Genomic DNA, 14,984 nt, shown 5'->3' on the forward strand with positions numbered 1-14,984 from the left:
ACCGCCCATGGCACTGATCACGGACATCCAGAAACTGGAGCCCGGCGGCGAGATTCGCCTGTTTGAAATCGACGGGACCGAATACGGCGCCGATTACCTGCGCTTCCACGGGCACGCCATTCCGCATACGCCCGAGGAACTGCTGGCCTACGAGCATTCGGATGATGAACTGCCAGCCAAGTCGATTATCTGGCAGGGCCAGGAGTACGCGGCCTGGCCGGTGCAGATTGAGGGTATTTCCTCGAGTAGCGACGGTACCGCCTCGCGGCCTACTTTCGCTGCGGGCAACGTCAACGGGCGCGTCACGGCACTCTGCCTGGCCTTTGAGGACATGCTCAAGTTCAAGCTGACGGTCCGCGAGACTTTGGCCCAGTACCTGGACGCGGCCAACTTCCCCGATGGCAACCCAACCGCCGACCCAACCCAGGAGGCGCTGGAGATTTGGTACATCGACCAGAAAACCAGCGAGGACGGCGAGGCGGTGGTTTGGGAGCTTTCCTCACCGGGTGAGATTGATAATCACGGTCTGCCCGGCCGACAGATGACGACCTTCTGCCACTGGGCCATGACCAATGGTTACCGGGGGCCGGACTGCGGCTATACCGGCGCGGCCATGTTCGACGACGAGGACAACCCAACGGACGATCCCGCGCTGGATCAGTGCAAGGGCTGTTTGTCGTCCTGCAAGTTGCGCTTCGGCGAAAACAACGAGCTCAGTTTCGGTGGATTCCCCGCCGTCAGCTTGATCGCGAGGAGCTGACAATGCGAAAGCACATCATCGCGGCCATCCAGGCGCACGCAGCGGCGGAATATCCGCGCGAATGCTGCGGGCTGCTGCTGGCTGCCGGGCGAGCGCAGAAGTACTTCCCGTGCGGCAATATCGCCACGGAGCCGAGCGAAGAGTTCCGGCTCGACCCCGAGGACTACGCTGCGGCGGAAGATCTGGGCGAAGTGATCGGCATTGTCCACTCGCACCCTGACGCCACCAGCAGGCCGTCACCGCATGATCTGGCCATGTGCGAGGCTACGGCGCTGCCATGGCACATACTGAGCTGGCCCGAGGGCGACCTCCGCACTATCACGCCAACGGGCAGCACGCCGCTGCTCAAGCGACCGTTCGTGCATGGGGCATGGGATTGCTGGCAGGTCTGCGCTGACTGGTACCAGCGCGAATGGGGGCTTGAGTTTGAGGCCTTCCAGCGCGCGGATGGATGGTGGGAGAGCGCGGACAACGCCAGTCTCTACGAGCAGCACTACGAGGCCGCGGGCTTCGTGCGCGTCGACCAGCCCCAGCGCGGTGACATGATCGTCATGCAGGTTGGACGGACGGCTCACCCGAACCATGCCGGCATTTACTTGGGTGCTGACCCGGCGCTACCGGGCGAAGACTCGGCCACCTATGGTCCTGGACCTTTCCTGTTGCACCACCTGTATGGCAGGCCGTCCGAAATTATCATCTACGGCGGGCCTTGGCATGACAGGACACGCCTAATCCTCAGGCAAAAGTTGTCTACTGCCCGTCTTGCCTCGATGGCGTGGGAGGAGGAGGCGGGGGTGGGGTTGGAGCAACCTTAGGGAGGGGCCGTCGAGTGACCTCGGGCATGAAGCTTTCTTTAGAGATAACCCACTCCCCATTCAATACTTTTCTAAGTGTTTCAGTGTCTTCTCTACTCATGACTTGCCCTCCTTGAGGAACTCTACCCAGCGTACATCGACGGAGTTTACCATTAAGAACCCGCTTCCTATAATTCGCTCCGGAACCGGCTTACCAGGAAGGAGCCAGTGAGGCTCTTCTACCAAATAGAGACCAGACGATTCGTGGCTGGGAAAGGAAACCAAGTATCCCATAAGTCGACGTTCATCCAGCATATGAAGAACCACACCGTCCCCGCCATAGGTTTTAAATAAATGTACCGTCTCCGGGGTTGAGCTTCTGGACGTGAGACCGAATTTTCGAGCTAAAGCGTATATCCAGTCATGGTTGCTGCCATGCGCCAAGAGAGATCCTAGCGCCACGGCGAGACCTAAAGCGTAGAGATTCGCGGTTACGGTTGTCCAAGTTCCGATCAAATAGCTTTGGCCTACCAGCAAAGCTACTTGCTGAATAACCTCGACGCACATAGTGATGAAGGTTGTGCATATCAAGGCTTGTATAACACGCTCAAACTGGCTGGTTTTAGGTACTTCTGCAAACCAGTAAAATATTGTCATGGAGAGAAAGCCGGGCAAGAAAAGCTGTAATGCCGGGAGAAGCTCCTTTGAAATTTCATCCATCCCTGTTATTCCTTCACTCGTCGCTCTAGTGGAAGTTTAGTGGCGCAAAGCTACTATGGCTGGGGTGATTTCGGTTACTGTGCATTTGAACATGCTGGATACCTGACCAGCATCACGATACAGTCGGCACTTTCGGGATGAGGATTGATCATGCGGTTTTTGATAGCGGCGGTAGCGGTGGCGATGCTGGCGGGGTGCATGGCGCCGACGATGAATGAGGCGCGCCAAAGCGGACCTTACAAGGTGATGACCTCCAAGAAGCCTGATGCTGCGCTCGCCAAATGCGTTCAGTACGAATGGCAGAACCAGTCAATTTTCGGCGGTACGCCTGGCGCAACCCTTCAGCCTGGCCGTGACACCGGATACACGGTATTCACCGAGGGATCGCAATACTTCGTTGACATCCAGCCGAAAGGGTCGGGGTCCGAAGCGAAGTATTATGTGGTGGTCCCCAACTGGATTGCGAATAAGCGATTGGCCGCGCTGCAAGGCTGCCTATAGTCCGCACCACTTCATCAAAGGCTCGCTTCGGCGGGCTTTTTTATTGTCCGGAGAAAACTCAATGGCAGCACTCGCCATCAATTATCAGCCCATGACCACGATCCTGCTTTACGGTCAACTTCGGCAGTTTGGACGGTCTTTTCGAATGGCTGTAAGGACGCCGGCGGAAGCGGTAAAAGCGCTGTGTGTGCAAATCCCCGGCTTCGAACGCTTCCTGTCAAATGCCGAGTCCAGGGGGATTGAGTTCGCAGTTTTTCGAGGGAAGACCAACCTGGCGGAAAAGGAGCTTGGATTCACCGGCGAAGGTGACATTCGCATCGCACCGGTGATCACTGGCAGCAAGCGCGGAGGGGCCTTGCAAACCATCATCGGCGCCGTATTGATCGTTGTGGGCCTTGTTATCACTGGCGGCACTTTCGGCGCTGGCGCGCCTTTCGGTTCGGCCCTGGTAATGATGGGTGGCTCAATGGTGCTGGGCGGCGTAATACAGATGCTCAGCCCTCAGGCTGGCGGCCTCAAGACAAGCGCCGCGCCCGAGAACACTCCCGGCTACGCCTTCGGCAGCGCCAAGAACACAACTGCCTCCGGTAATCCTGTGTCGCTGTGTGCCGGCCGCCGACGGTGGGGCGGTGCGATCATCAGTGCCGCCATTTATGCGGAAGACCAGATGTAAGATCTTATGGCAGCTCGGTGGTCGTCGGTTGGGGGGCCCTTTTAAAGCTCGAGGTACGCACGTATCTGCCAAGCATCCATAGGCCAACAGATATGCCCGCCGCCACAATGCAAATAATCCAGATTCCCAACACCTGCCCAAATCGGAAAGGGCTTAAATACACTGAAAATACGAGCACCGCAGATTTGATAACCGTTTTTACGATATATGCCCATATCAAAATGGATATTGCATAAAAGGGTATTGAGGCTAAAAAACGTAGCCAATAAAGTGCTTTATTCATCAGCATTTACTTCCCTGATGGCTGATCGGAACGCCCATGGTAAGGGCTTATCGCTCTATGTCCAGCACCACGACACACAGACAAACGCCACCACACCGCCCACGAGGCGGTTTTTTATTGCCTGGAGAAAAGCATGGGCGCAGCACGCAAGATCGATGTTTATGGCGCCAAGGGCGGCTCCGAGAAGCCTAAAACCCCAACCGAGGCACCAGACAGCCTGCGCTCCGTCGCCATTGCGAAAATGCTTATTGCTGTGGGCGAGGGCGAGTTTGACGGTGCTCCGACCGCCAAGGACATCTTTCTCGACAATACGCCCCTGCAAGACCCGCAGGGGAACATGAACTTCCCGAACGTGAAGTGGGAGTGGCGCAGCGGGGCTGTGGACCAGTCCTATATCCAGGGCATCCCATCGGTCGAAAACGAAACAACCATCAGCACTGAGCTCCGCAGCGGAACGCCGTGGGTTCGAGCGATCACCAATACCCAGCTCTCAGCTGTACGAGTGCGCTTTGCCTGGCCTGCGCTCCAATCGGTGGACGCCGGCGGCAACATCACCGGTTACGCGATCGGCTATAAGGTCGAGTTGGCAACGGATGGGGGGACTTACCAGGAGGTTTTGAACGAGGCAGTATCCGGCAAGACCACCAGCCTGTACGAGCGGACCCGCCGTATCAACCTGCCGCGCGCGACCACCGGGTGGCTGCTGCGCATCACTCGACTGACGGCCAACCAGAACAACAACAAAATCTCGGACACGATGCAGATTGCGGGCTTCACCGAGGTGATCGACGCCAAGATCCGGTACCCGAACACCGCGCTGCTTTACATCGAGTTTTCTGCTGAGCAGTTCCGCAGCATCCCGGCTGTGACGATCGAATGCGATGGTCGGAAGTGGCAGGTGCCGAGCAACTACGACACCAGGTCGCGCACCTATACGGGCGTCTGGGACGGAACTTTCAAAGAGGCGTGGACCGACAACCCCGTCTGGCACACTTACGGCATCACCACGAACGACCGTTTCGGCCTGGGCCGTCGCATCAAGCCGTGGATGGTGGACAAGTGGGAGTTGTACCGCATCTCGCAGTATTGCGACCAGCTGGTGCCGGACGGAAAAGGCGGCATGGAACCGCGCTTTGTCTGCAACCTGAACCTGCAGAGCAAGGCTGACGCTTGGTCGCTGCTTCGCGACATATCGACGATCTACCGCGGCATGACCTACTGGGCCCAGGGCCAGGTGTTCACGCTTGCGGATATGCCGCGGGCCACCGATTACGACTTCGCCTATACCGCTGCGAACGTCATCACCGAAGGTCGTCAGCCATTCATCTATTCCAGCGCATCGGAGCGCACCCGCTACACCCGGGCGCTGATCAGCTACGACAACCCACTGAACAACTTCGACACCGACGTCACCGCGGTTACCGATGCCAAGCTGCAGAGGCGCTACGGCGACAACCCGCTGGAGATCAGCGCTATCGGTTGCACCCGCGAATCCGAGGCCCAGCGCCGCGGTAAGTGGGCGCTGCTGACCAACTCCAAGGACCGGGCGGTTACTTTCAAGGTCGGCCTCGATGGCCGTATTCCGCTGCCTGGATATGTGATCCCGATCGCTGACGAACTGCTTGCAGGCCGGCCGGTGGGCGGGCGCATCTCGGCGGTGAACGGCAAGGTCATCACCTTGGACCGAGACACCCAGGCCAAGCCCGGCGACAGGCTGATCCTCAACCTGCCAGACGGGAAGTGTGAAGGGCGGACCGTACAACTGGTCAGCGGCCGACAGGTAACCGTTACCGTCGCCTACTCCGTACCGCCTGAGCGCGAACTGGTTTGGGCGCTGGATGCTGACGATCTGGCCATCCCGCTTTATCGCGTGGTCAGCGTGGCGCGGCCGGAGCCTGGCGTGTTTGAAATCTCGGCCGTGCAGTACGACCCGAGCAAGTTCGCTCACATCGACACCGGCGCCCGGCTGGAAGAGCGGCCAATCAGTGTTGTGCCAATCACCGTGGTACCGGCACCGGCGAGCGTCGACATTACATCGAACTATTCCGTTGATCAGGGCCTGGCGATCAGCACCATGAACATCTCGTGGCCCGCCGTGAACGGTGCTGTCGCGTATGACGTGGAGTGGCGCAAGGACAGCGGCAACTGGATCAAGCTGCAGCGCACGGGCGCGACGAGTGTTGACGTCACCGGCATTTACTCGGGCGCCTACCTTGCCCGGGTTCGGTCGGTAAGCGCCTTCGAGATATCTTCGATCTGGAAGAGCTCCAACCTGACCAACCTGGAAGGGAAGGTCGGTCTGCCGCCGGCGGTGGCGTTCCTGTCCACCACGAGCGAACTGTTCGGCATCGGCATTCGCTGGAGTTTCCCTGCTGGCGCCGAGGATACCCAGCGCACCGAGTTGTGGTATGGCCAGGCCAATGACCTTTCGGTGGCCACCAAGCTGGCAGACCTGGCGCACCCTCAGGCGGATTACAGCATGCAGGCCCTCAAGGCTGGCGCGCAGTTCTTCTTCTGGGCGCGCCTGGTAGATCGCACCGGCAACGTGGGACCGTTCTACCCGGTCGGCAACGGCGTGATGGGCCAGGCCAGTGCCGATGCGGCACCGGTGCTGGAGCTGATCGCCGGGCAGATCGGTCGCACGGAGCTGGGCCAGGAGATCACTGACGAAATCGACAAGATCCCAGGCCTGCAGGCGCAGATCGATGCGCTGGACGGTCTTTCGGCCTATGACCCTGAGCAAACCTACCTCGAGGGCGACCTGGTGGTGGTTGGCAAGCGGATCTATCAGGCCACCGGCCTGGTGCCGGTCAATACCTCGCCGCCGAACGCTGCTTACTGGGTGGACGTGGGCCAGGTGCTGGTCACCGCGAACGGGCTGGCGCGCCAGGTGGAGATCAACACCACCAGCATTACCGAGCTGGATGGCGTGGTCACCGCGGCCGCGTCGAGCCTGCAGGCGCTTCAGTCCGCCTACCGGGACGACACTGGCGAAGGTGATCTCGCTGACGCACTCCAGGGCTACAACGCCTCGGCGAGTTTTGCGCAGGAGGTGAAGACGCGCGCCTCGCAGAACGCCGCCATGGTGCAGCGCCAGACCGAACTCACCGCTTCGGTGGGTGATGTCGCCGGCTCGGTGAGCGAACTCGAAAGCGTGGTTGTCACGGACAGGCAAGCAACGGCCCAGGCTATCCAGCAGATAGGCGTAGAGCTTGGCGATACCTCGGCGGCAGTTCAAACCGTGAGCCAGGCCCTGGCCAACACCGATGGCAAGTTTTCCACGATGTATTCCGTGAAGATGCAGGTCAATGCCGCCGGCCAGTTGGTCGCGGCCGGGTTCGGCCTGGGTATCGAGCAGGACGAGGAGGGCGTGCTTCAAAGTCAGTTCCTGGTGAGCGCTGATCGTTTCGCGATTGTGAGCACCCTCGCTGGTGGTCAGGTGTTCACGCCATTCACGGTGCAGAACGGGCAAGTCTTTATGCGCTCGGCCTTCATTCAGGACGGCAGCATAACCATGCTGAAGATCGGCCAGGCGTTGCAATCCGACAACTATGTCGCCGGTGTTCAGGGATGGCGGCTGGATAAGGCCGGCAACTTGGAGTTCAACGGCCCCGCACCCGGCGGTGGGCGCCTGACCATGACCAACCGGGCGATCAAGGTATACGACGAAAACAACGTTAAGCGCGTGCAACTCGGAGATCTAACAGCATGATTGCCGGGCTCAGGATTTGGGGCGCTACAGGCGCCCTTGAATTAGATGAGAACTCTTTCACTGTAGGAGTTACCTATTCTGCCGTAGTTACAGTGGCGGGGCGCAGCACATTTATCTCAATTCCTGGGGTAAGTCCGGCAACGCACTCTGCTGTTTGTGTGCCGATATCTAACTATAGTACCGACGCGCAGAGCGCCTACGCCATTCAATACACCCCTGTGGTTGGTAATGGTGGGGTTACGGTTTATTTTGGGTGCCCCTCTAAATCAACTGGACCTATAGGGTTAACTCCGCAAAGGCTTCTAGTAATGAGGTATCGGTAATGGCTCATGGCTTGACCTATGTGAATAGTGGAAATGTCGTTACTTTAGATTCTGAGTTTTCTAGGTTGGTTGTTGTTGCTCGCGGAACTTGGAGTGGAAATGGTTCGGGCGTAGGTGTTTCTTTCCCTGCAACAGTAACAACTGCCGAGCCGCCGCTTGTGTTTGTCAGGCCCAGCCAGTCGAATACATTCTGTTTTTGCAAAGTGCTTGGCTCGCCCGGTTCTTGGACGGGATTTTCTTTCGTGGGTATTTCAGGGCAGGGAACATCAGGTTCCTGGTTTTCCGCAGCTTTTAAGTCTAACGAAACTGCAACCTACGGAATAAGGCTTTGGGATGGAAATTCCAAATTACTTTTTGATAACGGGACGCCCGCTGCCCAGTTTACGAGGACTATTTCTGGCTGGGGTTATCTAGGAGCCGATCAGACAAGCCAGGGTGTATACAGGCTGAGCTGGACGGCGGACTCGCCCCTAAACACCGGCGACTACATGCTACTCAACAACATCGCAATGGATGTGGCCGGCGGTACATCCAGGCAGGGAAATATGTATGCAATCTGGGAATACGGCAACAACAGATTAGTGATTCAAGTTATTGGAGTAGATATTCAAACCACCCTATATACGCCCGTTGTTTTCGCAAAACCTATTTCTTAGGGGAATTTAATGACCTGGTACAAAACAGGAACGGTTGCCGTTACGCCTGACAGCAACGCTGTGATCGGAACGGGCACCTCCTTCATCGCTAACGCGCGCGTCGGTGACGCATTCCGCGGGCCTGATGGCGAATGGTACGAAGTCACCAACATCGCCAGCAACACCGCGCTATCAATCGCGCCTGCCTATCAGGGTGCCGCGGTAGAAGCTGGCGTGTATTCGCTTGCGCCCATGCAGGGTTACGTAAAGGATTCGGCCGACGCCTTGCGTGCAGCTACTCAGGTGATTGCCAGCGGTGTTGCCGATATGCAGGAGCAGGTTGCTGCCGCTACCGAGGCAGCAGCGTCTGCCGGGCAGTCAAAGACAGTTGCCACCGAGCAGGCAGTTATTGCCAGCGATGCCGCAACACTGTCCACCGGCAACAAGGAAGCAGCGCAACTCGCGGCTCAGCAAAGCGCTACATCCGCTCAGGCATCGGGCTCAGCGGCAGATCGGTCAGAAACGGCTCGGGATTCGATTGTTCAATCTGAGCAGGCTGCTGCTGCGTCGGCAGCCGCCGCTGCTGAATCTGCCGAGCAAGCCGAAGCTGTGACAGTTGGGAAGGCGGCAAGCGGCGCAAACAGCGATATCACCTCAATTAACGGTTTGACCACGCCACTATCCATTAGGCAGGGCGGCAACGGCGCGCTTGTTGGCGAGAGGATATCAGATGCTAATGCTCCGCTTAATAACGGGAGATATTTGACCGAGCTCATTTGGGAGGGCTCTGTTTTCCCTGGTAACGATAACCGAAATCAAGGCTTTCTTACTATGGACAACTACAACTCGAGTGTAGCTGTCCAGACGTGGACGTACCTAAACAACTCATTGCCTCGCATGATACGGTTTCGATTAGACGGAACTTGGCTGGCTTGGGTTAACATGAACCCAGTCAGCGCCTTATCTTGGGGGGCAATCGGCGGCACCCTAGCCAATCAAACAGATCTGCAAAATGCATTGAGCGCAAAGCTCTCTGGCTCCCCCCAGCAGCTCGCAACAGCATGGGTTAATTTTGATGGAGCAACGGGGACCATAAGGTCAAGTTTCGGAGTAGCAAGTGTAGTGCGAACGGCTGTAGGCACATACCGAGTCACGTTCACAACCCCGCTATTGAACGTTAACTATGCGCCGGTATTTGTGTCTAACGTCGCAGCCAACACTAACCAGGGCAATTCACCTTACGCGTTCAACCTGCAACTAGCCTACGTGGATGTCGTCAACCGTTTAGCGGATACCCTCATAGATCGCGGGCTATGCGTACTTCAAGTTTTTGGGGGGCGATAATGAGAATGCTTTTTAACCCTGATGGGTTTGTAGTTAATCTCGCCGATGAAATTGATATTGATGAATACGCTGTATTCATAGGTGGAACAATCGTAGAAATGGTTTCTGAAAGGCCCAGTGACCGGCATCAGGCGTTAATTAGCGGTGAGTGGCAGATACCGATGGATGTAGTTAATGCAGAGAACGCATTCACTGAAAACGAGTGGCGTGATTCGCAGATGCCCAAGGCCCAGCAAAACGTCACTGCCATCGAGTACGGTGAGGAAGGAATCCCCGGCACTGCCCAGCAGTGGCAAAAATACTGGCTGGCGCTGCGCAAGTGGACTGCGGATAACCCTGACTTCCCCGACAGCACCAAGCGCCCTATAGCGCCGAGCTGATCTTCTTCCGAACACCGCCACCCGCCATGAGCGGGTATTTTTTTGCCTGGAGAAAAGTATGAACGCAACCGACAAAGACCGCGACGTCCTGGCTCGCACACTTTGGGGCGAGGCCCGCGGCGAAGGGCTGGACGGGCAGATCGCCGCGGCCTGGACGATCCGCAACCGCGTGTTCGACGGAAAGGCCAAGTCTTGGTGGGGCGAAGGCTACGCTGGCGTGTGCCTGAAGCCGTGGCAATTCAGCTGCTGGAACCAGAACGACCCGAACTACGCCTACCTGAGTGGCGCTAAGCCGATCCCGGCCGCGCAGTTCGCCCAGGCGCAGAAAGCGGCTGACATGGTGATGTCCGGTGCGGTGCCCGATCCAACCGGCGGCGCCACTCACTACTACGCCACGACCATGCCGAAGCCTCCGGCCTGGGCGGCGGGGGCCAAGGAGACGCTGCGCCTCGGCCACCACATTTTCTTCAAGGATGTGCCGTGATGACCCCCGTACAGAAGCTGATCGGCCTGGGTCTGGCATTCGTGCTGGTGCTGGCCGTTGGCTTTGGCGCCGCCTGGCAGGTCCAAGACTGGCGCATGGGCGAGAAGCTCGCAGAGCAGGCCGGCCTGCACAAGGATGACCTGGCCGCCATCAGCAATGCCGCTGCCGCCCAGGCCCGCACCCAGCAGGACAAGCGCCTGGCCGCCGAGCAGCAGCTCGCCATCCAGGACCAACAACACACCAAGGAATTGATCGATGTCCAACGCAACCAGGCTCGCCTGCGCGATCGCCTTGCCACTTCTGATCTGCGGCTGTCAGTCCTTCTCGACGCCACGGATTCAGCCAGTGGCTGCAACGTGCCCGCCACCCCCGGCACCGTCAGCGTGGTTCATGCAGCCCGTCGAGCCCAGCTTGACCCAGCGCATGCTCAACGAATTATCGCCATCACCGACGACGGGGACAACGCCGTGATCGCGCTGCGGGCCTGCCAGGCGTACGTCAGGGCTATAGGCCCTGCACCGTAAGCACAAACTGCCTGACTTGAAAAAGCGAAGCCCCGGCATTTAGCCAGGGCTTCTGAATGGACTGAGGCAATCGAACCCCCGACGCGCGGATTTCAAAACCGCCGCTCTACCGACTGAGCTAAGCTCCCATTTACCGTGCAAGACGGAGTGCTGAAACTATAGGAAAGTAAAATCGCTTGTGTCAATCTTTTCTTGCAATCAGATTTAAACCCTGATTTCTGACGTTGCCGACTGCCGTGTCGACCTTGAACCACTCGAACACCTCCGATTGCTCGCCTTGGTGAAAAACCATTTGTTCGGCTCGCTCTTTGGGTGTGGCAGGGTCCAACCATTCTCTGGCCAGGTCCGGCGTCAGCACCACCGGCCGCCGATCGTGAATGTCCACCATGCCGCCGGCGCTGTCGGCGGTGATGATCACGAAGCCGTCATGCTCGCCTGGGCCTTCATCGGCATCCGGCAGTTGGCCGATGGCGGCGCACAGCACGGGGGCACCGTCCCGCCGACGGATCAGGTAGGGCTGTTTTTTCGGTCCGCCTTCGTCCACCCACTCAAACCAGTTGTCGATAGGAGCGATTGCCCGGTGCGGCCAGATCGCCCGGAAGAACGGTCCGTGGGCCACCTTCTCGACTCGAGCATTGATCGGTGCTGCACGATCTTTCGCCCAGTGCGGCCGCCAACCCCAGCGCACCGGGTCAGCGTGCAGTAGGTCACCCTGCAGGTGCAGCAGCGCAACCTGCGTCGTTGGCGCGACGTTGTATCGATCGATCGAATCGTCACCCACGGAATTCACCATCGCGTTGGGCATGCTCAAGGCTGCCGCGAAGTCATGGATACCGCGGTACTGCGAGAGTCTTCCACACATACATTTCTCCACTCGTCGGCGCTGCTGAACAGCTGCTCGCCGGCCGATTTCTACACTGTAGACAATGGCCACGAGTATTCGTCATGACGACCAACATTGAGCAAGTCAACGCCTTGGAGGCGTGGTTTGCGCTGCGCAACGATCCCGCCTTCATTTCCGCAACGCCTGAAGATCGCTACGAAACCAGGCTGGCGCTGGCCGACGACTTCAAAGAGCGCGGCTTAATTGACAGCGGAGATTGGCGGGAGCTAGTCGAAGAGGCGGGCGCCGCGTATGCCGAAGAATTAGTCTGACGGCCCCTTGAGCACCTTCAGCTCCAGCAGCACGCGCTGATTCTCTCGGGACAGATGGTCACGCTGGCTCGAGACGATCATCAGGCTATTGATCTTCCTGCCCATTTCAGAATTTGCGTGATTCAGAGCGCTAACCTCTTCAGCGTACCGAATCAGGCGTGCGTCGGCTTCCTTCTTCCAGGTGATCAGCAAATCGTTCATCTGCACCAGGCCGGCGATGTTCGCCCGTGCTTTACGGAGCATTGCCCCGGTCTGGATGAGCTCATCCTCGAGCAGCGCGCACTGGTGCTTGTACATTTCGAGGGGAGTGGGGCAGCCAAGCCAGTCATCGGTATCCATGTCAACGTTCATATTGCGAAACTCAAATACTGTATGCGTATACAGTAATCGAGGCGCTGCGGATTTGGGAGTGGTGTTCGTCGGCAGGACGCCGGAGATGGGTAATTGCGGAGCAGGTTCTGAAATTGCGGAGCAGAAACGATAAGGGCCTGCTCAGGTTTCCCTGGCAAGCCCTTGATATCTATGGTGCCCGAACCCGGAATCGAACCGGGACGCCCTTACGAGCGGGGGATTTTAAGTCCCATGCGTCTACCAGTTTCGCCATTCGGGCGGCAGCGCGGTGCAGCAGGGTTGGGAATATATAGATCCAGGCGCTGCTGCGCAAGGTAGCTTTGCGGCTTTCTCGCATGAGGGGAAAATGAAAAAGCTCGGTAGATCAGTGAGCTACATGAGCTTGCAACCAATGCGAAGAATCCTGCCGCTAGCGGAAGTATGGGCTTTGAAGCATTTGAGGTGGGGGCGTGGGGCTTGGCCTGAATCCCGCTCAGTCAATCAACGCCAGCAAATCCGTCGTCCCCACATCCAGTCCCGCCTGGGTCAGCAAGGTGGTTGCCTGGCCCCGGTGGTGGGTCTGGTGATTGAAAAAATGCACCAGCAGGCCGAAAAAGGGCTTTTCTGCGGGCGCCCCCCGCATGTTGTGGTAGTGCAGGCGATGGTCCAGCTCGGGCTCCTGCAGCGTGTGGGCCCAGTCGATGATGAGCTGGTCCAGCCAGGCGCGCCGGGCCGCCAGTTCACGGAGGTCGGCAAATGCCAGCTGCGTCAGATCGGCGGGTGTGGCAATGGCGTTCAACGGCGCCAGTGTCTCGTAGCCTGCGGGGTGCTGGGCAAAACGCTTGAGCCACACGGTGTCTCCCAAGGCGAGATGGTTGAGTGTGCCGAGGATCGAGCCGAAAAACGCCTGGCGGTCCAACTGCAATTCTGCATCCGACAACCTGCCGGCCGCATCGTAGAGCTTGCGGTTCATCCATTGGTTATAGCGGGCCATCAGTATGACGTGCTCAATCCGGTTCACTTGGGCTCTCTCTATAAATCACGCGGGCGTCATGATAGGCCGTGGCTGCCCGGCGGTCATGGTGTTCCGGCAAGATCGAGCTATGTTTGTTAGAAGCCAATACGGCACCCTGGGAGGGTGACGCCATGAACACCAGCGACTTACTCGAACAACTCTTGCGCGCCGGGCAAGGCGGCAATGCTTCGTCTGGCGGCCTCGGTGGCGTGCTCGGTGGGTTGTTGAAAGGCTCCCGCACCGGTAATACCTCGGCCGGTGGTGGCTTGGGCGGGCTATTAGGCGGCTTGGGCGGCCTGTTGGGCACAACACCTGGCACGCGTCCCGCCCAGGGGCGTGCTGGTGGAATGAACTACGCGGCCTTGGCTTCCCTGGGCATGGCCGCATTCCAGGCGTACCAGGCGTGGCAACGCCAGCAGGCTGATGCGCCGCAGCAAGCCCTTCAGACGGTCGACCAGCTTGACGGTCCAGCCGCCGAAGCCCACAGCCATGCCGTACTGCGTGCCTTGATCGCCGCCGCCAAGGCCGATGGGCGTATCGACGAGAGCGAGCATCAGCTTATTTCCACTGAGCTGGGCCGCCATACCGATGACCCGCAACTGCAACAGTGGCTCGACGCTGAAGTCGCCAAGCCCCTGGATGCTGCGGATTTCGCCGAATTCGCCAGCGACCCGGCAGTCGCCGCCGAGGTTTACCTGGCCAGTGTGATGATGGTGGATGATCAGCAAGACGCCGAACGCGATTACCTGGACGACTTGGCGGGCCAGTTGCAAATCGACGCGCAATTGCAGCTGCATCTGGAGCAAAAAGCCAAACCCTGATTGAAAAGACATAGGTATCTAGGGGCTACTGTGGCGAGCGGGCTTGCCCTAATGCCGTTCAGTTAAGCGTACATCGCCCCCTGTAGGAGCGAGCTTGCTCGCGAAAAACATCAACGATAACGCGTGTTTCCTGAGTGAACGCGGCGGCTGTGAGCTCTTCGCGAGCAAGCTCGCTCCTACAAAAAACCTTAACTGACTGGCATTGGGGCTTGCCCCGCTCGCCACAGGGAACTCGCCAACTTCTGAGCGTTGCGTAGATACCTGTGACTGAAATGGGGAAGCAAGGCAAATGACGCAATTGTTGTTTCGGCTGGAATTGGGTTGCGCGCGCGAGCCCAATCTCACGCGCGACGAAGGTTAAATGTGGGAGCTGTCGAGCCCCAGCGAGGCTGCGAAGACGGCGGCATTGCTGGTATGCTCTTCGCCTGACACTCCGCTATCGCTGCCTCGCTAAAGCTCGAGAGCTCCCACAGGAGATCGCTTGTGTCAGGTGGAATCGAGCTGCATCCGTGAGCACCATCGCAGCTGCA

The 14,984-nt window shown here is 58.5% G+C and carries 16 protein-coding genes and 2 tRNA genes; 12 read left to right on the forward strand and 6 right to left on the reverse strand.

The window, feature by feature from the left end:
• Positions 1–7: 7 nt before the first annotated feature.
• Positions 8–760, forward strand: coding sequence for a phage minor tail protein L (locus tag BLL36_RS24620; RefSeq protein WP_076954211.1), 753 nt, complete (start codon positions 8–10; stop codon positions 758–760).
• A gap of 2 nt (positions 761–762) precedes the next feature.
• A complete protein-coding gene (locus BLL36_RS24625; protein ID WP_076954212.1) occupies positions 763–1,575 on the forward strand; it encodes a C40 family peptidase in 813 nt (270 codons plus the stop codon).
• 96 nt (positions 1,576–1,671) lie between these two features.
• Here BLL36_RS24625 and BLL36_RS24630 read toward each other — a convergent pair whose 3' ends face one another.
• Positions 1,672–2,274 (reverse strand): DUF6338 family protein, encoded by a 603-nt coding sequence (locus tag BLL36_RS24630; RefSeq protein WP_076954213.1) that lies wholly within the window; start codon positions 2,272–2,274, stop codon positions 1,672–1,674.
• Positions 2,275–2,424: 150 nt separating this feature from the next.
• Between BLL36_RS24630 and BLL36_RS24635 the strand changes: the two genes are divergently transcribed.
• The 8 genes from BLL36_RS24635 (at position 2,425) to BLL36_RS24675 (ending at position 11,133) form a co-directional block, all read left to right on the forward strand.
• On the forward strand, positions 2,425–2,775 hold the full coding sequence (locus BLL36_RS24635; RefSeq protein WP_076954214.1) for a hypothetical protein: 351 nt from the start codon (positions 2,425–2,427) through the stop codon (positions 2,773–2,775).
• 61 nt (positions 2,776–2,836) lie between these two features.
• Entirely contained in the window at positions 2,837–3,448 is a 612-nt protein-coding gene (locus BLL36_RS24640) for a tail assembly protein (RefSeq protein ID WP_076954215.1), read from the forward strand.
• Positions 3,449–3,864: 416 nt separating this feature from the next.
• Positions 3,865–7,443, forward strand: coding sequence for a host specificity protein J (locus BLL36_RS24645; protein ID WP_076954216.1), 3,579 nt, complete (start codon positions 3,865–3,867; stop codon positions 7,441–7,443).
• Positions 7,444–7,765: 322 nt separating this feature from the next.
• Positions 7,766–8,422, forward strand: coding sequence for a hypothetical protein (locus BLL36_RS24655; protein WP_076954218.1), 657 nt, complete (start codon positions 7,766–7,768; stop codon positions 8,420–8,422).
• Between the two features lie 9 nt (positions 8,423–8,431).
• The gene (locus BLL36_RS31390; RefSeq protein WP_231998974.1) at positions 8,432–9,745 is read left to right on the forward strand and encodes a hypothetical protein; all 1,314 of its coding nucleotides are present in this window, start codon (positions 8,432–8,434) and stop codon (positions 9,743–9,745) included.
• Positions 9,745–10,125 carry a hypothetical protein gene (locus tag BLL36_RS24665; protein ID WP_076954219.1) on the forward strand — a complete coding sequence of 127 codons (381 nt, stop codon included), beginning with the start codon at positions 9,745–9,747 and terminating at the stop codon, positions 10,123–10,125. The genes BLL36_RS31390 and BLL36_RS24665 overlap by 1 nt, the downstream gene beginning before the upstream one ends.
• A 58-nt stretch (positions 10,126–10,183) precedes the next feature.
• Complete coding sequence (locus tag BLL36_RS24670) at positions 10,184–10,609, forward strand: cell wall hydrolase (RefSeq protein WP_076954220.1); 426 nt, start codon at positions 10,184–10,186, stop codon at positions 10,607–10,609.
• Positions 10,609–11,133 carry a lysis system i-spanin subunit Rz gene (locus tag BLL36_RS24675; protein ID WP_076954221.1) on the forward strand — a complete coding sequence of 175 codons (525 nt, stop codon included), beginning with the start codon at positions 10,609–10,611 and terminating at the stop codon, positions 11,131–11,133. The genes BLL36_RS24670 and BLL36_RS24675 overlap by 1 nt, the downstream gene beginning before the upstream one ends.
• Positions 11,134–11,190: 57 nt before the next feature.
• On the opposite strand, the gene BLL36_RS24680 is transcribed toward BLL36_RS24675, so the two are convergent.
• Positions 11,191–11,261: transfer RNA gene (locus BLL36_RS24680), tRNA-Ser, on the reverse strand.
• A 53-nt stretch (positions 11,262–11,314) separates the two neighbouring features.
• Complete coding sequence (locus BLL36_RS24685) at positions 11,315–11,995, reverse strand: SOS response-associated peptidase family protein (RefSeq protein ID WP_076954222.1); 681 nt, start codon at positions 11,993–11,995, stop codon at positions 11,315–11,317.
• Between the two features lie 83 nt (positions 11,996–12,078).
• On the opposite strand from BLL36_RS24685, the gene BLL36_RS24690 reads away from it, so the two are divergent.
• Positions 12,079–12,288 carry a hypothetical protein gene (locus tag BLL36_RS24690; RefSeq protein WP_076954223.1) on the forward strand — a complete coding sequence of 70 codons (210 nt, stop codon included), beginning with the start codon at positions 12,079–12,081 and terminating at the stop codon, positions 12,286–12,288.
• Here the strand turns inward: BLL36_RS24690 and BLL36_RS24695 are convergent.
• From BLL36_RS24695 to BLL36_RS24705, 3 genes are all read right to left on the reverse strand, one after another.
• Positions 12,280–12,639 (reverse strand): hypothetical protein, encoded by a 360-nt coding sequence (locus tag BLL36_RS24695; RefSeq protein WP_076954224.1) that lies wholly within the window; start codon positions 12,637–12,639, stop codon positions 12,280–12,282. The genes BLL36_RS24690 and BLL36_RS24695 overlap by 9 nt on opposite strands.
• Positions 12,640–12,811: 172 nt before the next feature.
• A tRNA-Leu gene (locus BLL36_RS24700) sits at positions 12,812–12,898 on the reverse strand.
• A 213-nt stretch (positions 12,899–13,111) separates the two neighbouring features.
• Positions 13,112–13,639, reverse strand: coding sequence for a DinB family protein (locus BLL36_RS24705; protein WP_076954225.1), 528 nt, complete (start codon positions 13,637–13,639; stop codon positions 13,112–13,114).
• Positions 13,640–13,764: 125 nt separating this feature from the next.
• Between BLL36_RS24705 and BLL36_RS24710 the strand changes: the two genes are divergently transcribed.
• Entirely contained in the window at positions 13,765–14,454 is a 690-nt protein-coding gene (locus BLL36_RS24710) for a tellurite resistance TerB family protein (protein ID WP_076954226.1), read from the forward strand.
• Positions 14,455–14,984: the final 530 nt, after the last annotated feature.

The sequence above is a fragment of the Pseudomonas cedrina subsp. cedrina genome (genome assembly GCF_001983175.1).
Lineage (GTDB): Bacteria > Pseudomonadota > Gammaproteobacteria > Pseudomonadales > Pseudomonadaceae > Aquipseudomonas > Aquipseudomonas cedrina.

Coding starts and splice junctions, on each gene's coding strand:
- BLL36_RS24655 (WP_076954218.1), top strand. CDS start 7,766: ATGGCTCATGGCTTGACCTATGTGAATAGTGGAAATGTCGTTACTTTA.
- BLL36_RS24640 (WP_076954215.1), top strand. CDS start 2,837: ATGGCAGCACTCGCCATCAATTATCAGCCCATGACCACGATCCTGCTT.
- BLL36_RS24645 (WP_076954216.1), top strand. CDS start 3,865: ATGGGCGCAGCACGCAAGATCGATGTTTATGGCGCCAAGGGCGGCTCC.
- BLL36_RS24620 (WP_076954211.1), top strand. CDS start 8: ATGGCACTGATCACGGACATCCAGAAACTGGAGCCCGGCGGCGAGATT.
- BLL36_RS24690 (WP_076954223.1), top strand. CDS start 12,079: ATGACGACCAACATTGAGCAAGTCAACGCCTTGGAGGCGTGGTTTGCG.
- BLL36_RS24635 (WP_076954214.1), top strand. CDS start 2,425: ATGCGGTTTTTGATAGCGGCGGTAGCGGTGGCGATGCTGGCGGGGTGC.
- BLL36_RS31390 (WP_231998974.1), top strand. CDS start 8,432: ATGACCTGGTACAAAACAGGAACGGTTGCCGTTACGCCTGACAGCAAC.
- BLL36_RS24665 (WP_076954219.1), top strand. CDS start 9,745: ATGAGAATGCTTTTTAACCCTGATGGGTTTGTAGTTAATCTCGCCGAT.
- BLL36_RS24625 (WP_076954212.1), top strand. CDS start 763: ATGCGAAAGCACATCATCGCGGCCATCCAGGCGCACGCAGCGGCGGAA.
- BLL36_RS24675 (WP_076954221.1), top strand. CDS start 10,609: ATGACCCCCGTACAGAAGCTGATCGGCCTGGGTCTGGCATTCGTGCTG.
- BLL36_RS24695 (WP_076954224.1), bottom strand. CDS start 12,639: ATGAACGTTGACATGGATACCGATGACTGGCTTGGCTGCCCCACTCCC.
- BLL36_RS24670 (WP_076954220.1), top strand. CDS start 10,184: ATGAACGCAACCGACAAAGACCGCGACGTCCTGGCTCGCACACTTTGG.
- BLL36_RS24630 (WP_076954213.1), bottom strand. CDS start 2,274: ATGGATGAAATTTCAAAGGAGCTTCTCCCGGCATTACAGCTTTTCTTG.
- BLL36_RS24710 (WP_076954226.1), top strand. CDS start 13,765: ATGAACACCAGCGACTTACTCGAACAACTCTTGCGCGCCGGGCAAGGC.
- BLL36_RS24685 (WP_076954222.1), bottom strand. CDS start 11,995: ATGTGTGGAAGACTCTCGCAGTACCGCGGTATCCATGACTTCGCGGCA.